The following is a 19,712-nucleotide window of genomic DNA, read 5'->3' as shown; positions in this document are numbered from 1 at the left end:
TGCGCCAGCCTTTATTTCATCATTATACTATTTCTTTATGGTGAAATGGCTGGTTACTTTCTCAACCTCCAGAAAAAGTCGCTGCAGGCTAGAGAATTTGCTTATCTCTTGTATATCACAACACTACTGAACCTTTATTTTTTAACGTACAGTATTATCAAAAGCTATTTTAAAAACAAATAGTTCGAAACTCGTTTCCCTTTTTTCTTTTCAAAACTGTCATGATAAAAGATTTAATAAATACGGAACTTTATGATAAGACGCATAATGGATTAGCTATTCACTTTATAAAGAGATATATAGCGGAGCCTTACAAAGACGAATCATTTATTTCGAGTAATTTGTCCGTACTGCTCATAAAATCAGGAAGGTTTAAAATTCGGCTAAGGGAAATAGTTCAAGATTTATCAACTCACCATCTTCTCGTGATTCCTAAAAATGCTTTATGCACTTTCATGGAAATAGAAGACAAAATACAGTTGTACCTGATAACTTTTTCTTCTGAATTTGCAATTCAAAACAGTCTTAGAAAAAACCTGGTGGATTCTTTTTATTTTTTGGTGCGCAAGGAACCTTTAAAACTAGCGCTGGAAGATAAAGATTATCAAGTATTGTCAATGATTTATAAACTAATTTATTTTGTTAACAAGGACAAAAAAAGCAGTGGACTTGACCAAGAACTAAACAGAATCAGTTTTAATTTGTTTCTATATGAACTCAAAATCATTTATTCTAAATATACCACTGAAACGGTACTACACTTTTCAAGGAAAGAAAATCTTACCATTCAGTTTCTGACCATCTTATCGATTCACTGTATTAAACATCACCAAGTTAAATACTACGCTGGTGCCCTATTTATAACACCTGCCTATCTCAATAAAGTTATAAAAGAAACCACTGGAAGAACAGTCAAAGAATTTATTATTGAAGCACTTGTAATTGAAGCAAAAAGTATGCTTGAGGAAGTTCAAAACACCATTGAAGAAATTGCCGAAGCGCTTCACTTCTCTTCATTTTCTGCTTTTAGCAGCTTCTTTAAAAAATATACTGATTCTACTCCCTCCCAATATCGCCAAAATTCAATCGAAAATATTAAGAAACAGTAGTTCTCATTTCTTAACTGCAATTAAAAATAAGTATCATGAGTAATGTTTATCCTTTACAATGGCTGGATTCTTTGATTATGGAGCAATTAAATCCAAAGAAAGGAGCGCAAATACTCCTCTCAGATCAAGAGTTGGCAATTATTTCTGAAAATATTGACAAAGAATCCGATAAAATACAACTACGAATTAAAAATGAAATTTTTTCTATGACAAGAAAGAGGCAAATTAGACTGTTGGTTCGCAAATACCATTCCAATCTCATCTTCCTATTGGATACGGTTATGGAATTTCATAACCATAAAAATCCCAGCAACAGTACCAGAATGAAACTGTTTGAATATATAGTCAGCAAGTTAGATGAATTACTGTCTTTTGTTGAAACCCGATTTTCGTATTACCTCAGTTTAGATGAACGGGTTCCAATCACCTATGTAGCAGTTTCTGGCAGGGAACTAAATGCAAAACTAAATAAACTTAAAACCTTACTACCCAGTATAGAGACTCAAACCCTTAAAAGAGAAATGATCCTATCCCTTTTAAAAGAGTGTTTAAACTTTAAATCTAGAAGAAAGATCACCTTTAGACAAATCATTTATGAACGGGAGCTATTACATGCTTTAGCTAGTTCGCAATGCTACTGTGAATGCAAATCGGTTTTTTCGAAATTGGATAAAGTATTAATTGAGAAGAATTTTAACAGCGTAAAATATACAGAATATCTACTAAGTAGCATTTTGGAAAATTTAAAAGACACTGTTTCTGATGCTGAAAAACTCAATGTCCTACATCTCTTTTATAAAGATTTAATTCACATTAACTGTAATGATAAAATTAATTTTGACCCTATGCAAGAAAATATCAAATTGGTTTTGACCAAATCACTTTTGCATGAAATAAACTATTGGGAGAAAAAAAGCGAATTAAGTAGTGTAGATGTAGCTAAAAAATGTGCTCCCAATACTACCACTATTCCCTCTAGTGAACAAAAAGTGGAGTGCGATCTCTCAGCAGACCAGCTTGCTTTGATTTTAAGAGCCGCCGATGAAGCAAGAATTATTAAGGCACGTTCAATGAATTTGGTGTTTAAGACCATAATCCCCTATTTATCCACGGGATTTAAAACAGATCTATCCTATCAATCGGTCCGAAGTAAGTCCTATAACGCAGAGGAAAAAGACAAAGAAACAGCCATTGCAGGCTTAGAGAAAATGATTAAAAAAATCAGATCCTATTAAATAGTCCCTACCTGTTTTTTTTTGTGTCACCAAAATTTTCAAACCATTTAAAAAGAGCTTTCGTTTTCCAAAGTTTAATAACCTTTAAAATGCAATCACCATGACATTAATAGCCATTTTTTTTCCATTTATTTCTTTTCTATTTAGAGGAAAGATTCTTACTGGCATTATTTGCCTTATTTTACAATTGTCGTTAATAGGCTGGATTCCAGCTGCTATTTGGGCAGTATGCTCTTTGCAAAATTCAAGAGCAAACAAACGTACAGCCAAAATATTGAAATCCATGCGTAAATAAGCATAGCACAAAATCTTCATCAAGCCTGAGATAAAAAAAATCTCAGGCTTTGTTATTTTGATTAAGCAGGTATAAACCCCATAAAATATAGGCTTCACAAAGGGTACAAAAAGGTACAAGATAAAGTTGTACTTGTAGCAAACCCATTGTAATCGTTCCTTTGACTTGTGAAATTAATCAAGCACCTTTCTTGCCATGATGTTTTACTAAGAGAAAAAGATGTCGAATGAAAAATGATGAATTATGTTTACAAACATCACCTGGAGCAGTTTTCTTACTGCCATGCTTTTTGCGATACTATTTTGGTATTTAGCTCTACTATATAAGTACCACCGAGGCGATTTTCAAAAAATCATTTCTGGTCAAAAAAACTTTAAATTTTCCTTTAATAAGTCTCCTTCAAAGGATTCAATTGAAAAAACGTCCTTGAAATCGAATTTTTCAGAATCCTTTGACACCTTAGAAGATGCGGAAGCACTCGCTATCAAAATACAGCAGGCCACTATAGAAAGTATTGAGAAAGGGCTTGCCAAAGAACAATTTGAAAATTATGTATGCATGCTGCTTGAAGACTACCCTTTTGTGAAAAATTCCACACTAAAAGACAACATTAACGAACTAATAGTAGCTGAATCTTCAAAATATCCCCCCTTTCAATTAACACTCAGTGAGGCGAACAGTCTCTGGGAAAGAAGTGTTTTTTGAAATTCAGCAGAGGAATGTTCCCTGTTCTCTCTTGTGCGGTAGGCTTGATGTGACAATGATAAGGAGCTGCAACAGCGAATTCCTCTGCTTTTTATACCAAAGTAATTTTAAAAATGATATGAGATGAAAAAATGTAGATGGAACGTAAGATGTTTTTGGAAAAAGAATAAAGTGATTATCACTTCCTTTCTTTTTGCAATATTGGGCAAAGTAAATGCTTTTGCTCAAGATGGTGTAGCCGGAATAAACGAGGCGAACCAAAAGGTGCGAAGTTATTTTGATGCAGGTACGGAACTGATGTACGCTGTAGGAGCTATTTTAGGTTTGATAGGTGCTGTTAAGGTCTACCAAAAATGGAATGCTGGTGATCCTGATACCGGAAAAGTAGCAGCAGCTTGGTTTGGCAGCTGTGTCTTTTTAGTGGTAGTGGCAACGGTCATAAAATCATTTTTTGGCGTGTAATGAACAGCGTTTACCACATTAACAAGGGTATCAACCAGAGTATCGAATTCAAGGGGCTCAAGGCACAATATATTTGGTATTTGGGAGGCGGTGTGGTTCTTTTAATGATTCTCTTTGCCGTAATGTACATTATAGGGGTTCCTTCGCTGATTTGCATCATTCTTATAGGGATACTAGGAACTGGGTTGGTAATGAAAATTTACAAAATGAGTAAACAGTACGGGGAATTTGGAATGATGAAAGCCCTAGCGAGAAAACAACTTCCTAAATGTTTAAAAGTGTATAGCAGAAGCGTTTTTATGAAATTCAGTAAAGAAGATTAAGCATAAAATGAAGAGAGATGGAGAAAAGAATGGAACAAATGCTTCCGATTATGGATATCGAGCATGACTGTATAATATCAAAACATGGGGACATAACCGTTGTCTTTAAGGTCGAATTACCAGAAATTTTTACCCTATCGGATCAGGAATATGAATCTTTCCACCAATCGTGGATTAAAGCGATAAAGGTACTTCCAAAACATTGCGTCTTTCACAAGCAGGATTGGTTCCTTCAAAGTTGTTACAGTGGAGATTTTTCAAATCAGGACAACAGCTTTTTAAGTCGAGCCAGCGAACGTTTTTTTAACGAAAGGCCTTTTCTAGATCATTGCTGCTATATCATGCTAACTAAAAAACCTGCCGACAGAAAGAATTCCTCTTCACTATTTTCAACACTGATCCGAAAATCTCTTGCTCCTGATGAAACACTAAAACCAGAAATCTTGCAGGACTTTTGGGATGCTTGTGGACAATTTAAAAGGATTATAGAAGACAGCGGCTTTATAAAAATGATGCGGCTTCCCAATGTGCAACTTAAAAGTCAAAGTCGTAAATTGGGACTTCTAGAGCAATACTGCTTTTTAGCCGGAAGGGAAGAATCATTTATTTTTTCCGATATTAAATTCAGCGAAGGACTGCAGGTTGGTAACAAATATTGCCAGCTATTTACACTTGGCGATGCCGCTGACTTACCGGGGCTGTGTGGATCTAGAATCAACTTTGACCGCTATTCCACAGATAAAACCAAATTCAGTATTGGTTTTGCGTCCACTCTTGGACAGCTGTTATCTTGTAATCACATTTATAACCAGTACCTGTTTATTGAGGATCCCCAAAAGACGATGCAAAAACTTGAAAGTAAAAGACTGCGACTGCAATCTTTATCTGCCTATAGTCGTGAGAATATGATCGCGCGCGATGCGGTCAATGATTTCCTAAATGAAGCTATTTCGCAGCAACGCTTACCAGTTAAAGCGCATTTTAATGTATTGGCATGGAGCGAGGATAAAGAGGAATTGAAGGACATTAAAAACAAGGTTTCTTCTGCCCTGGCTCAAATGGACGCTGCTGCAAAACAGGAAACCGTAGGGGCGCCCCAAATATATTGGGCAGGGATGCCGGGCAATGCTGCCGATTTTCCCATGAACGATACTTTTGATACCTTCTCTGAGCAGGCAGTTTGTTTTTTAAATATGGAAACAGGTTACCTATCGTCACTTAGTCCAGTGGGAATCAGATTGGGAGATCGATTAACGGGGAAACCCGTACATGTGGATATTAGCGATGAACCCGTAAAAAAGGGTATCTGTACCAACAGAAATAAATTTATCCTGGGACCTTCAGGCAGCGGTAAATCATTTTTTACCAATCATATGGTTAGAAGCTATTATGAGCAAGGAACGCATATTGTACTTGTGGATGTTGGACACAGCTACAAGGGTTTGTGTGATATGGTGTCAGGATACTATTTTACCTATGATGAAAAAAGCCCTATTCGTTTTAACCCGTTTTATATCGGTGAAGGTGATAATCTTGATACCGAGAAAAAGGAAAGTATCAAAACTCTATTACTTGCTTTATGGAAGAAAGATGATGAAACTTTCAACAGAAGCGAATATGTGGCTCTGTCTAATGCCCTGCAACTGTATTACGATAAACTGGATACCCATACTGAAATCTTTCCGTGTTTTAACAGCTTTTATGAATTTTTGAAAGAAGATTTTCTTGCCGTTCTCCAGGGTGATAAGGTTAAAGAAAAAGATTTTGATGTGAATAATTTTCTCTACGTGCTACGCCCTTACTATAAAGGTGGTGAATTTGATTATTTGTTGAATGCTACAGAGAATCTAAATCTTTTAAAGGAAAGATTTATTGTTTTTGAATTGGATAACATTAAAGATCATCCGATATTATTTCCGGTGGTGACCATTATCATTATGGAAGTTTTCATCAGCAAAATGAGAAAACTTAAAGGCATCCGTAAGATGATCCTTATAGAAGAAGCATGGAAAGCCATAGCACGTGAGGGAATGGCAGAATATCTGAAGTATCTTTTTAAAACGGTTCGCAAATTTTTTGGAGAAGCAATCGTTGTCACGCAAGAGGTCGAAGATATCATTTCCTCCCCGGTAGTCAAACAGGCCATCATTAACAATAGCGACTGTAAAATACTACTGGATCAAAGTAAGTATCAAAATAAATTTGACCAGATCCAGGAACTTCTAGGGCTAACCGATAAAGAAAAAGCACTGGTGCTTTCAGTAAATAAAGCTAATGATCCAAGTAAGAAATACAAAGAAGTTTTTATCTCGCTGGGTGGTACACTTTCAAAAGTATACCGAACCGAAGTGTCCCTAGAAGAATATTTGGCTTATACTACGGAAGAAACAGAGAAAGTAAAAATGAATGCCTACGCTTCAAAATTTGGGGGCGATATAAAAAAAGGAATTGCAGCGCTGGCTGATGAGATGAGAAATGGAAATTAAATGAAAAGGAAAGATGAAAACGAAAATAGTATCCTGTCTGATATGCTTGCTACTCGTCAGCGCTCCAGTCAGACCAGTAGAAAAGACAGCGGCACTGCCGATACTGGAAATCGTAAAGTTTGTAACTAAAAAAGTAATCAAAGCGATCGATTTGAGAATCCAGCGTTTACAGAATAAAACTATTTGGCTTCAGAATGCACAGAAGCAGGTGGAAAACGTACTCTCAAAATTAAAACTTGATGAAATCTCAGAGTGGACAAAGAGGCAGAAAGACCTTTATAAAGGGTATTACGAAGAGCTGGCAAAAGTAAAATCAATCATTACCTATTATCAGCGCATCAAAGAGATCACCAAAAAGCAAACCTTACTTGTACAGCAATACGAAAAGGCTTGGAATCTCTTTAAGCAAGACAGGAACTTCAAGGAAAATGAACTGCAGTATATGGAAAAAGTCTACACTGGAATACTGGAGCAAAGTTTACAAAACATTGATCAAATCTTTCTCATATTAGATTCCTTCACTACTCAGATGAGCGATCTAAAACGGCTTGAAATTATCAATAAGTCGGCAGACCAGATCAATTCCAATTATGACGATCTAATGTTGTTTAACCAGCAGAATGTGTTACTGAGTCTTCAAAGAGCCAAAACTAAGGCCGATGTAAATCAGGTGAAACAATTTTACGGAATTCCTTAAACTAAATAATATGAAAAAAAGTGTTTTACTCTTGCTTACGCTTGTATTATTTCACCAAAGCATTCAAAGTCAAGCTAAGTATAGAAAGGAATTAATTCTTCAGATAGCAGCATTAGAGGTATACATCGATTACGCTAAAAAAGGTTATTCGGTAGTATCGAAAGGGCTGAATCTTATTGGTGATGTTAAAAAGGGAGAAGTTAATCTTCACGGCGATTATTTTACCTCTCTTGCGAAAATCAATCCCAAAATCCGGAATTATTACAAGATTGCTCAGATCATTTCGTTGCAGCTTAAAATAATGAAACTTTGTAACAAAACGACTGCCCATTTAAAAGGTGTGGACCTGTTCCACGGTGATGAAATTGATTATATCACGCGTTCCTTTGACAGGTTAATTGAAAACTGCAGCAATACGCTCGACGAACTTTTGATCATCACTACAAGTGATGCTTTGGAACTTAAAGACGATGAACGTTTTGCAAGGATTGACAAATTGTATGTTACCATGATGGACAACTACATTTTCTGCCAAAGATTCTCTAGTGATGCTAAATTATTATCGCTATCAAAGGCAACCGATAAAAGGGATGCCAAAACTTTTGAAGACCTTCTGGATTTATAAATCAAATTATTATGAAACGAATAGTGATACTGCTAATGCTGTTGTCTACTGCTCTTTTTCCTATGGGAGCCAAAGCGCAGTCTGCTGAAATTCAGCAATTGATTTTAAATATCGAAAAGCTATCTCAGTTCAAGAAGATATTGAGTGATATGAAAAAAGGGTACCAACTATTAAACGGTGGTTACAAAATGGTTAAAGATATGACAGAGGGCAATTTTAGCTTGCATCAAACTTTCTTGGATGCCCTAATGCAAGTCAGCCCAGCGGTAAAGAACTATAAGAGGATCAGTGACATTGTACAGTACCAGATTTTGCTGGTCAAAGAAAGCAAATCGGGGCTTAATCGTTTTTTAAAATCGACAAATTTTACTGCTCAAGAAATCCGATATTTTGAAAAGGTATATGGAAACCTTTTAAATCAGAGCCTGAGAAATCTGGACGAGCTTTCCATGGTCGTGACGGCGGATAAACTCAGAATGACAGATGACGAGCGACTCGAGGCCGTGGATAAAATTTATGTAGAGATGCAGGAAAAAGTTTTATTTCTAAGAGACTTTAACGCAACATCCCATATTCTAGCCATACAACGCGCAAAAGAAGCCGGTGATACTAAGGCTTCTGCCTCTTTATATGAACTTAAAGACTAAAAACATGAAAGCTAAAGATTTTAAAACAACTCCTCTTTTAGTTGTGCTTTGCATACTTTGGCCTGCAGCAGGTTTTAGCCAAGCGCTAGCAGATGATATGAAGAGCCTTCATGGCATATTAGACCAACTGTATGAGGAGATGATGCCTTTGTGCAGTGATCTATTAACAGTTGGTCAGGGGATAGCCGGATTCGGAACAATCTGGTATATCGCAATGCGGGTGTGGCGCCATATTGCCAATGCAGAGCCTATTGATTTTTATCCGCTTTTCCGCCCTTTTGTCATCGGATTTTGCATTATGATATTTCCCTCTGTACTGGCACTGATCAACGGTGTGATGAAACCTACTGTTACAGCCACAGCTGCTCTGGTATCAGGGTCAAATAACGCCATAGCGGTGCTTTTGAAGGAAAAAGAAAAAGCGCTCAAGCAAACAGATCCTTGGAAGATGTATGTAGGTGTTACTGGTAGTGGAGATCGGGATCGCTGGTATCAATACACACATGAAGGCGCTGACCCATCGGATGAAAGTTTGGTAGCAGGAATCGGTAATGATGTTAAGTTTGCTATGGAAAAGGCTTCGTACAATTTCAGAAATTCCGTTAAAGAATGGATGAGCGAAGTCCTGAGAATCTTATTTGAATCAGCTGCCCTATGCATCGATACCCTTAGGACATTTCAGTTGATTGTTCTGTCTATTCTTGGCCCTTTGGTATTCGGATTAGCGGTATTTGACGGTTTTCAACACACCCTAACGGTTTGGTTGGCCAGGTACATCAATATTTACCTATGGCTTCCTGTTGCCAACATCTTCGGAAGCATTATTGGTAAGATTCAAGAACTGATGCTCCAACTCGATCTAACCCAAGTACAAAATTCAGGAGATACATTTTTCAGTAGAACAGATATCGCGTATCTAATTTTTATGATTATCGGTATCATAGGGTATTTTACTGTTCCTTCTGTTGCCAATTATATTGTACATGCTGGGGGTGGCGGGGCACTAGGACAAAAAGTAACGAGCTTGTTTGGAAACTCGGTGGTCTCAACGGTTTCAAAATCCTCTCAGGGAGCAACTATGGTAATGGATTCCATGGGAAATTCAGCTGGGAAAATTGCTCAAAGTATGTCGTCATCTGCATCTAGTAGCCCTTACTTTCACGAAAAAGGTAATTATATGAGCGAGAAGCTCACAGGAAATTCTAAATAATTTAAAAAAGCAATGCAAATGTTTACCAAAATGAAAAATATAGATACTGCTTTCCGCTATGTTAGAGGGTTTTCCTTTTTGGTCGTTAGCGGCTGCATAATCATTTGCAGCTTCATAATCTTTAAAAGTTTCCAAGCTGTTACACTGATGCAAGATAAAGTATATATTTTGGCTAATGGCAAGGTGTTAGAAGCTTACGCATCTGAACGTAAAGAGAATATACCAGTGGAAGCAAAAGACCATGTAAAGAATTTTCACTATTATTTCTTCACCTTAGATCCCGATGATAAGGTGATTAAAACCAACATCACAAAGGCCCTTTATTTAGCAGATGGCGGAGCCAAACGCATCTATGATGATTTGAGGGAGAATAATTTTTACGCAGGAATCATTTCAGGAAATATCAGCCAAACAATAGAAATTGATAGCATTAAAATTGAAATTGGACAATACCCCTACCAATTTAAATGCTATGCAAAACAAAACATCATCCGCACTACCAGTATTTTAAGAAGAAGCCTACTTACCGAAGGAACGCTACGAAATGTATCGAGAAGTGATCATAATCCACATGGTTTTTTAATCGAAAGATTCAAAACTATCGAAAACAAAGATTTGTCTATGGAAAATAGAAAGTGATCACTTATGCATTTACCAAATAAAAAAAGGAACCAAACCTTCGCGCCGCATAAATTTTCTGTGTGGGTTCAAAGAAAATGGGCTGAAAAGATGAGTAATCTCACTGGAGGTCTTTCTAGGAAAAAACTAATCGGTCTACTAGTGTTATTTGTTTTATTGACTTCTGGCTATTTTATCTACAATATCTACGAAACATTTAGAAAAGAAACTACTGAATTACAATCAAAAAAAATATCAATAATTAGATCAAATAATTAAAAAAGTAAAGCTATGGAAGAAAAAACTATTTCTGCAAAAGAAGCTAAAAAGCGTAAAATGTTATTTGTTTTGCCTCTTATAACACTCCCTTTTATAACGCTTTTATTTTACACATTAGGAGGAGGCAAAATGGAGGCTCAAGTTGTCGAAAGTAATGGAAAAAAGGGCTTCAACTTTGAATTGCCCCTACCAAAATTAAGTGACGACTCAGAACTAGACAAGATGAGTTACTACCATCAGGCGGCTGTTGATTCATTAAAGCTGGAAGAGCAATACAAAAAAGATCCAAACTATTCAAGGAACCTTGGTGGTATCGAAGAAGAATTCGTTTCGTCAAATGATCCACAAAACCTCGATTTCCCAAAAAACAAGTCGGGTTTGAACACAACTGGACTACAGGACAACAAGGAGCAGAAAGTTTATGAAAAGCTCAGGGCTCTTGAAAAAGCAATAAGCCGACCAGAAGTTGAAAGGTATAATCAGGATATGAACGAGTTTAAAAATTACGATTCTCCCGAAAAAGAATCCACAGAGGTAAAAAAACTAGAAGAGTTGATGTCGGCTTTACAAGCGCCAGCAAAAACAGACCCGGAGTTGCAGCAACTAGGCGGTATGTTGGAAAACATATTGGATATTCAGCATCCAGAGCGTGTAGAGGAACGTTTAAAACAAGGCTCCGAAACCAGAAAGGGAAAATCATTATCCGTCACAAAAAAGATGGAAGGTCCTACTATCAGTACTTGGAATCAGCATCAAATTTTGGAAGGGGATCCCACTTCTAATGCTTTTTTTACTCTAGAACAGAAGTCTTTGGAAGCCCAAATACCAAATGCTATTGAAGCGGTTATTCATCAGACACAAACCATCGTAAACGGATCGGTTGTCAAACTAAGATTGAAAAATGATATTGCTATTGAAGGTAAAACTATTCCTAAAAATACTTTTTTATATGGCATGGCATCTTTGAAAGGTGAACGATTGGAAATCAAAATCACCGCTATCCAATATCAAAATTCCATTTTTCCGGTTGATTTAGCTGTCTATGATCTTGACGGTATTGAGGGTGTCTATATACCCGGAGCTATTAATAGGGACGTAGCCAAAGCCTCAGCAGATCGCTCTATTCAAACTATGGGATTAACTGGAATATCAGATTCTTGGGGAGCGCAAGCTGCAGGAATGGGTATTGAGGCAGCCAAAAGCCTAATGAGTAAAAAAGTAAAACTCATTAAGGTGGTTGTTAAGGCGGGCTATCAAGTACTGTTGAGCGATGAAAAGCAAAAAATTATAAATCCTTAAAAATGAAAAAATGAAAAAATTTAACTATGTGGTTCTACTACTTTTATCACTATCCTGGATTTCAATACATGCGCAATTCAATGCAGAAGAAACAGACTTCTATGAAAATCAGTACAAAAACCTGAGAATAGGTTTTTCCAAAACAACCAGTATCGTTTTTCCCTACGCCATCAAAAGTGTGGATATAGGAAGTGCTGAAATTTTGGTGCAAAAAGCTAAAGCGCTGGAGAACATTTTATTGGTAAAAGCCTTAAAAGAACATTTTTACCAGACGAATCTCACTACTGTAACGGCTGATGGAAGGCTGTATATTTTTGTACTTAATTACGATGAACTACGTCCAGATTTGCATGTAAAAGCCGATAATGCGGTGGCAATCAACAAAGAAATTTTATTTACAACAACAAATGAAAATGAGAAAAAAATTGAGCAAATGGCCACTCTTGCCTTATCTAAAAAAAGCAAAGTCGGTGGTATCAAACGTTCAAAATACCAGATAGGCCTACAGATTAATGGCATTTTCATAGATGGGGATGTGATGTATTTCAGGGTGGTTTTTGAGAATAATTCCAGCATAAGTTATGAAATTGACCAGCTGCGTTTTTTTATAAGAGACCAGAAAAAATCCAAACGTACAGCCTCTCAAGAAATTGAAATCCTGCCCCTTTACACCTCGGCCAAATCCACTGTCCTACCTGAAAATTCGGCTGTTGTAAAAGTATTTGCTCTTGAAAAATTCACTATACCCGAGAAAAAGTATTTGACTCTTGAGATGATCGAAAAAAAAGGAGGTAGGCATGTAGAGTTGAATCTTAATAATAATCGACTCTCTCAAATATTACCCATTGGTGATCAACTTTAATTTTACAACTCTTTAAATATACCCTATGAAAGTAAAAGCCAGTGAGATCGAAACTTTGTCCTCATTTGCAGAAGAAATGGCTTCGTATGGATACCGATACGCAACCTTTCCAGTAATTAAACTCACTGATAGTGATACCATACAGTTTTTTAGAACCGCAGCAGGGGCAGCAGATAATTGTCTTGTGGGACCAAATGACACAGACTTTTTTAAAAGTATGCCTTTATACAAACTGATAAACAATTTAAAAAAAGTCATGCAAAAAACAGTAGATACTAAAAGTGATATGACAATTAATATTACTGAAAGGGCTGATATACTCATAAATAACAATAAATCAATAGAAATTAACTTAAATAAAAACGTTATGAATCAGAAAAATTTTGAATACTTAAAACACCAGTTAAAATATTCTGGAATGGGCGAAACGTTCGATGGAGAACTAAAACAAAATATGAACAAAGGGGATAATGATTTCAAAATTCTTCGTTCAGGAATCATTAATAATAGTGCCGTAAATAAGGACATTGTGAATGTAGAATTGAACTTTAAGAAATCAGAACAAACTGATATGTACTTTTTTAATTCCTACAAGGTCAATGTGCAAAAAGAGGAGAACAAGCCAGGCATGCAACAGACATTTTATATCAATAAAGACAACTCCAGTATCACTATGAAGGAAGCTTATAATCTGATGGAGGGGCGAGCAGTTCATAAAGAACTTAAAACAAGAGAAGGAGAAGGTTATGATGCTTGGTTAAAATTAGATTTCAAGCAAACTGACAATGCTGGAAACTTTAAAATGAATCAATTTCATAAAAATTATGGATATGATTTGGAAGCGAGTCTTTCCAAACATGCAATTAAAGAACTACTTACGCCGGAATACAAAAATGACCTCATGAATTCCCTTAAAAAGGGTAATCTTCAGTCGGTTACTTTTTTGGAGGGTAAAGTAGAAAGTAAAATGTTTGTTGAAGCCAATCCTCAGTTTAAAACGATTACTATTTACGACGAAAATCATAAGCGTATTAATCAGAGAGAAACTAACGATCAGCAAAAATCTGAAAGTGAAAAAACATCAAAAAAGCAGTCTAATAAAGATAAAACCGAGACTACTGCTGACGATTCTTCAGAAAAAAACAGTCCTACCAAAAAAAAAAGAAGAAAGCAGTCTAATTCCATGTAAAGATTAAAATAAGAAAAGGATGGTATGGAGGAAATGTTAGTCAATAATCGTATTGAAAATGATTTGAAACAATGGCAGGAAAGAGAAATGCGCTTTTACAATTTATTAGCAATATCCGCTGCGAATAATCAACCACTTCTTAAGGAGAAATTGCGACAGTACGAATTACTAGCTGCCAAATACAAGTTTACTGAAAACACTGATGAAAAACAAACCCTTCGTTTTTTAAACATAGAAAAAAGCAGGATTTCAAAACAACTCTATCCTAATTTTATAGTAAGACTATTACGGAAAACAGCTAGTCATTTACAAAATGATATAGTAATTAGAAAGGAAAAGAAGTTAAAACAAGAAAACATTCAAGTGCTGCACGATCAAGTGCAGCGCTTAGGTTTTCCAAATCTATCTCAAAAAATAAAAGAAAATAGCATAAAAGATAAAGATAGTTTTACCATTCCTCTCTCCTATCACATAAATGAATATCAAAAAATAGATCATACCATTCTCTTCTCTAAAAGTGAAACTGGTTTATATAAAATCAACGGCTTTACAACAAACATTGAAAACAAATTTAATGAGCAAGAAAATAGAGAGTATTACTTTGAACTTAAAAACGGATACTGTGAAAATATTACTCAGGCCTATAATCTGTTATCAGGAAGAGCTGTAAAGTGCAAAGATTCTTGGATTCAAATGGATTTTAATGATAAGGATTCCTCTAACAAATATAAAATTAAAGAATTTTACTCCGAATACAATTACAATCTGGTCAAAGAGTTACAGCAGCTACCTATGAAGCAATTTAAATCCAGTGATGATAAAGAAAAATTCATAGCCTCACTAAAAAATGGAAACAAAGAGAAGATTATTATTATCAAAAATAAAAAAGAATATGAATTTTTGATTGAAGCCAACCCGCAGTTTAGGTCATTCAACTTCTATGGCAAGGATGATAAAAAATCTTCTATTTCTACTATTGTAAATAAAAAATCTCAAACTAAAACAAGGATTAATTCAGAATTGCCGTTGCACAACCTCAAAACAAAATCCCAAAAAATATAAAGAAATGGAACAGTTAAAACCTTTGTCAGATTTTTTCAAAGCTATTGAAAAAGATTACCGGATCAGCATCACCCATATTGGTATTTACGCTGCACTTCTTCAATATAGATCTGACAATGGATTTATCAACCCAATTAAAGTATACAGATCCGAAATTATGCAAATTGCAAAAATAAGTGGCCCTGCTACCTACCACAAGTGCATACGACAGCTTAATGAATATGGTTACATTTCATATATGCCAAAAAGAAACAGGAATCAAAAAAGCACCATTTACTTTTCAATTTGAACAACGAAATAATTTTTTAAAACAACCAGCCCGGCTTTCGGGCTTTTTTTATTTATGGAAGGAGGCTCATAATGAATGTAAATCTAAAAGATAAAATATCACCTGCCGAAGCAGTTAAATTACTTAGAAGGGACGGTATTCTAGTAAGCATAGAACAAGCTGAAATTATAACTACATTTCTATATGAAATGGCTGAAATTGTAGTAGATACATACCTAAATCAGCAAAAAAACGTAAATTTACAGACTAAAATTACTTCCTGTAAAAAATACATAAAATAATCTACTACTTATGAAAATTGCAGATCTATACATCCGAGTAAGTACTGACGAACAGGCCGACAAAGGTTACTCTCAACGTGATCAAGAGGAACGTTTGCGTAAATATTGTGAAATGAACAGCATTCAAATTCGGAAGATGGTAACTGAAGATCATTCGGCTAAAACTTTTAACCGTCCAGCCTGGAAAAAACTATTATCAGAACTTAGGTCACGTAGGGGTCATTGTGATTTAATTCTTTTTACAAAATGGGATCGATTCAGCAGAAATGCGGGAGATTCCTACCAAATGATCAGTACGCTGCGTAATTTAGGAGTTGAACCCCAGGCAATAGAACAGCCCTTAGATCTGACTATACCCGAAAATAAAATGATGTTGGCGTTTTACCTTGCAGCACCAGAAGTAGAAAACGACCGCCGTGCATTAAATGTATTCAACGGAATGCGCAGAGCTAAAAAAGAAGGTCGTGTAATGGGACGACCACCTGTAGGTTACATCAATAGAATTACGGAAACAGGAAAAAAGTATATTGCCATTAAAGAAGACCAAGCATTAATAATGAGCTGGGTATTTGAAGAAATTGCTAAAGGACAAATTCATACGGAGCAAATATGGAAAGTTGCAAAGAAAAAAGGTCTAAAATGCAATCGTAGTGGCTTTTGGGTAGCACTTAGAAATCCTATTTATATTGGTAAAGTTTTAATTAATGAGTACAAAGATGAAGAAGCTCATTTAGTAGAAGGACAACATGAGCCACTTATTACTGAGTCACTATTTTATGAAGTACAGGATGTACTCGATGGCCGAAAAAAAATCAAAAGAACTACTATAACAGTTGATCCAGCAATACCATTAAGAGGATATCTTTTATGCCCAAAATGTTGTAAAGTACTTACAGGAAGTGCCTCAAAAGGACGTCACAAATATTACTATTATTATCATTGTACAAATGGATGTACATTTAGAGAAAAAGCGCCTGTGGTTAATGAAGGAATTGTTGAAGAGATTAGAAAATATGTTAGACCGCTACCTTTCCTCCAACTTTATAAACAGATGATAACTTCGGTATATAACAGTAAAATGAAATACAAAAGAAGCGATACTGAACTACTGAAAGAAAAACTACAATTAGAGAATCAAAGATTAACTCGAGCTAGAAACTTATTAATAGCAGGTGATTTGGATGCTGATGATTATAAAAAGATAAAAATTGAAACAGCAGACAATATAAATCGATTGGAGGCACAACTGACTACCCAAAACGACAGTATGATAAATGTTGATCCTCTTCTAAATAGAGCACTGAGTAACATTTCACAACTAGATAAACTTTACGAAGAAGCATCAACAGAAGGGAAAAGAAAGATAATTGGTTCGATGTTTCCTGAAAAATTTACTTTTGAAAATAATGAAGTTCGAACCACTAAAATCAACGAGGCTTTGCGACTTATGTTGCTGTTTTACAAAGAGTTATACGCTAAAAAAAAAGGACAAAATCAGCAAAAAACTGATTTGTCCTCTTACGTGAACGCAGAAGGATTCGAACCTTCGACCGCCTGCTTAGAAGGCAGGTGCTCTATCCAGCTGAGCTATGCGTCCATTTCTTTTAAAACTAAATGATAAAGTTTTTGTCGGGGTGGCAGGATTCGAACCTGCGGCCTCCTGCTCCCAAAGCAGGCGCGATAACCGGGCTACGCTACACCCCGAATGCAAATTATAAAGCGGAGAGACAGGGACTCGAACCCTGGCGACGATTGCTCGTCGACAGATTAGCAATCTGCTCCATTACCACTCTGGCACCTCTCCTTGCTTAAAAGAACGTATTCTGTTTTGCGGTTGCAAATGTAACACAACATTCTATTTCTGACAACTATTTTTATGCTTTTTTTTGATTTAATTTCTAAACATTCTTAAAGAAGTTCACTATCAACCGAATAGGAATAAACTTTCTTTACCTTTTTTTAAAAATCACAATAGAAACCCGCAAAATTGGAATTTGAACAAATAAAGATTAAATTTGCTTAACTAATTAATTTACCCTCTAAAATGTATAAAAAAGTCGTTATTGTTGCTGCTGCTAGAACTCCAATCGGAAGTTTTATGGGAAGTTTATCTACCATTTCAGCACCCAAATTAGGTGCCATAGCTATTAAAGGCGCACTAGACAAAATACAATTAGACCCTAAATTAGTTGAAGAGGTTTTTATGGGCCATGTTATTCAGGCAGGGGTTGGACAAGCGCCCGCTCGACAAGCCGCCCTTTTGGCCGGATTACCCCAAGAGGTTCCTTGCACTACTGTGAATAAAGTTTGTGCCTCTGGAATGAAATCCGTAATGTTGGCCGCACAAACCATTGCTAATGGAGATGCCGAAATCGTCGTGGCAGGCGGAATGGAAAACATGAGTCAGATACCGCATTATATACAAATGCGTAATGGAACTAAATTCGGACCTTCCACCATCATCGATGGTATGCAAAAAGATGGTTTAACAGATGCTTACGACCATAATCCTATGGGGGTTTGTGCTGACTTATGCGCTACTGAATACAAAATTTCGAGAGAAGAACAAGATGCCTTTGCAATTCAGTCTTATGAGAGAAGTGCGAAAGCTTGGGAAACGGGAAAATTCACTAATGAAGTAATTCCGGTTGAAGTTCCACAAAGACGAGGCGAACCCTTAGTTGTTTCTACAGACGAAGAATATACCAATGTAAAATTGGACAAAATTAGCAGTTTAAATCCTGTTTTTACAAAAGACGGAACGGTTACTGCAGCAAATGCTTCTACCATAAACGATGGTGCAGCAGCACTAATATTGATGAGTGAAGAAAAAGCAATTGCTTTAGGATTGAAACCTCTTGCCTATATCAAAGGCTTTGCAGATGCAGCTCAGGAGCCAAAATGGTTCACTACCAGTCCAGCAAAAGCACTACCAAAAGCTTTAGCTAAAGCAGGAATTTCACAAGAAGAGGTGGATTTTTTCGAATTCAACGAAGCTTTTTCTGTTGTGGGACTTGCTAATGCAAAAATTTTAGGATTAGACCCTAACAAAGTAAATGTAAATGGTGGTGCCGTCTCGTTAGGCCACCCATTAGGATGCTCTGGAGCCCGAATCATAGTAACGCTTCTCAATGTTTTAGACCAGAATAATGCTAAAATTGGAGCAGCTGCCATTTGCAACGGTGGCGGAGGTGCTTCTGCAATTGTTCTCGAAAGAGCCTAAACTTTTCTAATTTAAATAACGTTTTTTAATTTTAATAAACCACCTAAATGTTCGGAATTTGCAATCTTGCCATCGTGCCCGTTCGCTCAGAAAATAGTGATAAAAGCGAAATTGTTACTCAGCTTTTATTTGGTGAACATTTCGAAATTTTAGAACAAATTAATCAATGGTCTAAAATTAAAATTCAATTTGATGGTTACGAAGGATGGGTGGATTCTAAACAATACCAGATTATATCGGATGAAAATTACAAAGATTTATCTGCAGATGCTATAATTTTAAATGCCGACTTAATCGACTATATTACCGCGCCAAACAATATTTTGCTTCCTATTCCTTTAGGAGCAAGTTTGTCTTTTTTAAATCATCCCGAAATAAATACAGCCCTTTTTGAATACGAAGGAACTAAAAAAAGCGGTATGAAACCAAAAAAAAGCCTAATAAGTACCGCTTTTATGTACTTAAATGCGCCATATTTATGGGGTGGAAAAACACCATTTGGCATTGATTGTTCAGGTTTTACACAGATGGTTTACAAACTTAATGGCTATAAAATTGACCGAGATGCTTCGCAACAAGCCTTGCAAGGAGAAGCGTTGAGTTTTATCGAAGAAAGCGAACCAGGCGATTTGGCTTTTTTTGATAATGAAGAAGGAAACATTATTCATGTTGGTATTATCATGGAAAACAACTACATCATTCATGCCAGCGGAAAAGTACGCATTGACAGACTAGATCACCTCGGTATTTACAATCCCGAAATCAACAAACATACCCACAAACTTCGCGTTATAAAAAAAATAATATAGACTTCAG

Annotated in this window: 19 protein-coding genes, 3 tRNA genes and 1 pseudogene; 20 read left to right on the top strand and 3 right to left on the bottom strand. The window is 36.0% G+C overall.

Going from position 1 to position 19,712, the window contains the following annotated elements; translation table 11 throughout:
• Positions 1-221 precede the first annotated feature (221 nt).
• The 18 genes and pseudogenes from I5M07_RS00210 to I5M07_RS16085 all read left to right on the top strand — a co-directional run.
• Positions 222-1,109, top strand: coding sequence for a helix-turn-helix domain-containing protein (locus tag I5M07_RS00210; RefSeq protein WP_200104161.1), 888 nt, complete (start codon positions 222-224; stop codon positions 1,107-1,109).
• Positions 1,110-1,144: 35 nt separating this feature from the next.
• Positions 1,145-2,344: a hypothetical protein gene (locus I5M07_RS00205; RefSeq protein ID WP_200104160.1), complete on the top strand. Its 1,200-nt coding sequence runs from the start codon at positions 1,145-1,147 to the stop codon at positions 2,342-2,344.
• 100 nt (positions 2,345-2,444) lie between these two features.
• Positions 2,445-2,639: a YqaE/Pmp3 family membrane protein gene (locus tag I5M07_RS00200; RefSeq protein ID WP_200104159.1), complete on the top strand. Its 195-nt coding sequence runs from the start codon at positions 2,445-2,447 to the stop codon at positions 2,637-2,639.
• A 243-nt stretch (positions 2,640-2,882) separates the two neighbouring features.
• On the top strand, positions 2,883-3,344 hold the full coding sequence (locus tag I5M07_RS00195) for a hypothetical protein (RefSeq protein WP_200104157.1): 462 nt from the start codon (positions 2,883-2,885) through the stop codon (positions 3,342-3,344).
• 123 nt (positions 3,345-3,467) lie between these two features.
• Entirely contained in the window at positions 3,468-3,806 is a 339-nt protein-coding gene (locus tag I5M07_RS00190) for a DUF4134 domain-containing protein (RefSeq protein ID WP_200104155.1), read from the top strand.
• Positions 3,806-4,129, top strand: a complete 324-nt coding sequence (locus I5M07_RS00185; protein ID WP_200104154.1) for a DUF4133 domain-containing protein — start codon at positions 3,806-3,808, stop codon at positions 4,127-4,129. The genes I5M07_RS00190 and I5M07_RS00185 overlap by 1 nt, the downstream gene beginning before the upstream one ends.
• A 17-nt stretch (positions 4,130-4,146) precedes the next feature.
• Positions 4,147-6,615 (top strand): TraG family conjugative transposon ATPase, encoded by a 2,469-nt coding sequence (locus tag I5M07_RS00180; protein ID WP_200104153.1) that lies wholly within the window; start codon positions 4,147-4,149, stop codon positions 6,613-6,615.
• A 13-nt stretch (positions 6,616-6,628) separates the two neighbouring features.
• Positions 6,629-7,312, top strand: coding sequence for a conjugal transfer protein TraI (locus I5M07_RS00175; RefSeq protein ID WP_200104152.1), 684 nt, complete (start codon positions 6,629-6,631; stop codon positions 7,310-7,312).
• Positions 7,313-7,322: 10 nt separating this feature from the next.
• Positions 7,323-7,937 carry a hypothetical protein gene (locus I5M07_RS00170; RefSeq protein WP_200104151.1) on the top strand — a complete coding sequence of 205 codons (615 nt, stop codon included), beginning with the start codon at positions 7,323-7,325 and terminating at the stop codon, positions 7,935-7,937.
• 11 nt (positions 7,938-7,948) lie between these two features.
• A complete protein-coding gene (locus I5M07_RS00165) occupies positions 7,949-8,584 on the top strand; it encodes a TerB family tellurite resistance protein (protein ID WP_200104150.1) in 636 nt (211 codons plus the stop codon).
• Between the two features lie 4 nt (positions 8,585-8,588).
• Positions 8,589-9,794: a conjugative transposon protein TraJ gene (gene traJ / locus I5M07_RS00160; RefSeq protein WP_200104149.1), complete on the top strand. Its 1,206-nt coding sequence runs from the start codon at positions 8,589-8,591 to the stop codon at positions 9,792-9,794.
• A 12-nt stretch (positions 9,795-9,806) separates the two neighbouring features.
• On the top strand, positions 9,807-10,433 hold the full coding sequence (gene traK, locus I5M07_RS00155) for a conjugative transposon protein TraK (RefSeq protein ID WP_317191299.1): 627 nt from the start codon (positions 9,807-9,809) through the stop codon (positions 10,431-10,433).
• A gap of 270 nt (positions 10,434-10,703) precedes the next feature.
• Complete coding sequence (traM, locus tag I5M07_RS00150; RefSeq protein ID WP_200104146.1) at positions 10,704-11,990, top strand: conjugative transposon protein TraM; 1,287 nt, start codon at positions 10,704-10,706, stop codon at positions 11,988-11,990.
• Between the two features lie 10 nt (positions 11,991-12,000).
• Complete coding sequence (gene traN / locus I5M07_RS00145) at positions 12,001-12,852, top strand: conjugative transposon protein TraN (RefSeq protein ID WP_200104145.1); 852 nt, start codon at positions 12,001-12,003, stop codon at positions 12,850-12,852.
• Between the two features lie 25 nt (positions 12,853-12,877).
• The gene (locus I5M07_RS00140; RefSeq protein ID WP_233621894.1) at positions 12,878-14,041 is read left to right on the top strand and encodes a hypothetical protein; all 1,164 of its coding nucleotides are present in this window, start codon (positions 12,878-12,880) and stop codon (positions 14,039-14,041) included.
• Between the two features lie 24 nt (positions 14,042-14,065).
• Positions 14,066-15,103, top strand: a complete 1,038-nt coding sequence (locus I5M07_RS00135) for a hypothetical protein (protein WP_200104144.1) — start codon at positions 14,066-14,068, stop codon at positions 15,101-15,103.
• A 4-nt stretch (positions 15,104-15,107) separates the two neighbouring features.
• Positions 15,108-15,392 (top strand): hypothetical protein, encoded by a 285-nt coding sequence (locus I5M07_RS00130; RefSeq protein WP_200104143.1) that lies wholly within the window; start codon positions 15,108-15,110, stop codon positions 15,390-15,392.
• A gap of 291 nt (positions 15,393-15,683) precedes the next feature.
• Positions 15,684-16,466, top strand: a pseudogene (locus I5M07_RS16085) (recombinase family protein); the annotation flags it as partial.
• A gap of 730 nt (positions 16,467-17,196) precedes the next feature.
• On the opposite strand, the gene I5M07_RS00120 reads toward I5M07_RS16085, so the two are convergent.
• The 3 genes from I5M07_RS00120 to I5M07_RS00110 form a co-directional block, all read right to left on the bottom strand.
• Positions 17,197-17,270: transfer RNA gene (locus I5M07_RS00120), tRNA-Arg, on the bottom strand.
• 32 nt (positions 17,271-17,302) lie between these two features.
• Positions 17,303-17,377: transfer RNA gene (locus I5M07_RS00115), tRNA-Pro, on the bottom strand.
• A 16-nt stretch (positions 17,378-17,393) separates the two neighbouring features.
• A tRNA-Ser gene (locus I5M07_RS00110) sits at positions 17,394-17,477 on the bottom strand.
• Positions 17,478-17,717: 240 nt separating this feature from the next.
• On the opposite strand from I5M07_RS00110, the gene I5M07_RS00105 reads away from it, so the two are divergent.
• Both I5M07_RS00105 and I5M07_RS00100 read left to right on the top strand, forming a co-directional pair.
• The gene (locus tag I5M07_RS00105) at positions 17,718-18,896 is read left to right on the top strand and encodes an acetyl-CoA C-acyltransferase (protein ID WP_200104142.1); all 1,179 of its coding nucleotides are present in this window, start codon (positions 17,718-17,720) and stop codon (positions 18,894-18,896) included.
• A 47-nt stretch (positions 18,897-18,943) separates the two neighbouring features.
• The gene (locus I5M07_RS00100; RefSeq protein ID WP_200104141.1) at positions 18,944-19,705 is read left to right on the top strand and encodes a C40 family peptidase; all 762 of its coding nucleotides are present in this window, start codon (positions 18,944-18,946) and stop codon (positions 19,703-19,705) included.
• Positions 19,706-19,712 lie beyond the last annotated feature (7 nt).

This window comes from Flavobacterium agrisoli (assembly GCF_016522065.1).
Taxonomy (GTDB): Bacteria; Bacteroidota; Bacteroidia; order Flavobacteriales; family Flavobacteriaceae; genus Flavobacterium; species Flavobacterium agrisoli.
The sequence above is the reverse complement of the archived record's forward strand: the minus strand, read 5'-3'. Positions and strand labels throughout refer to the sequence as shown.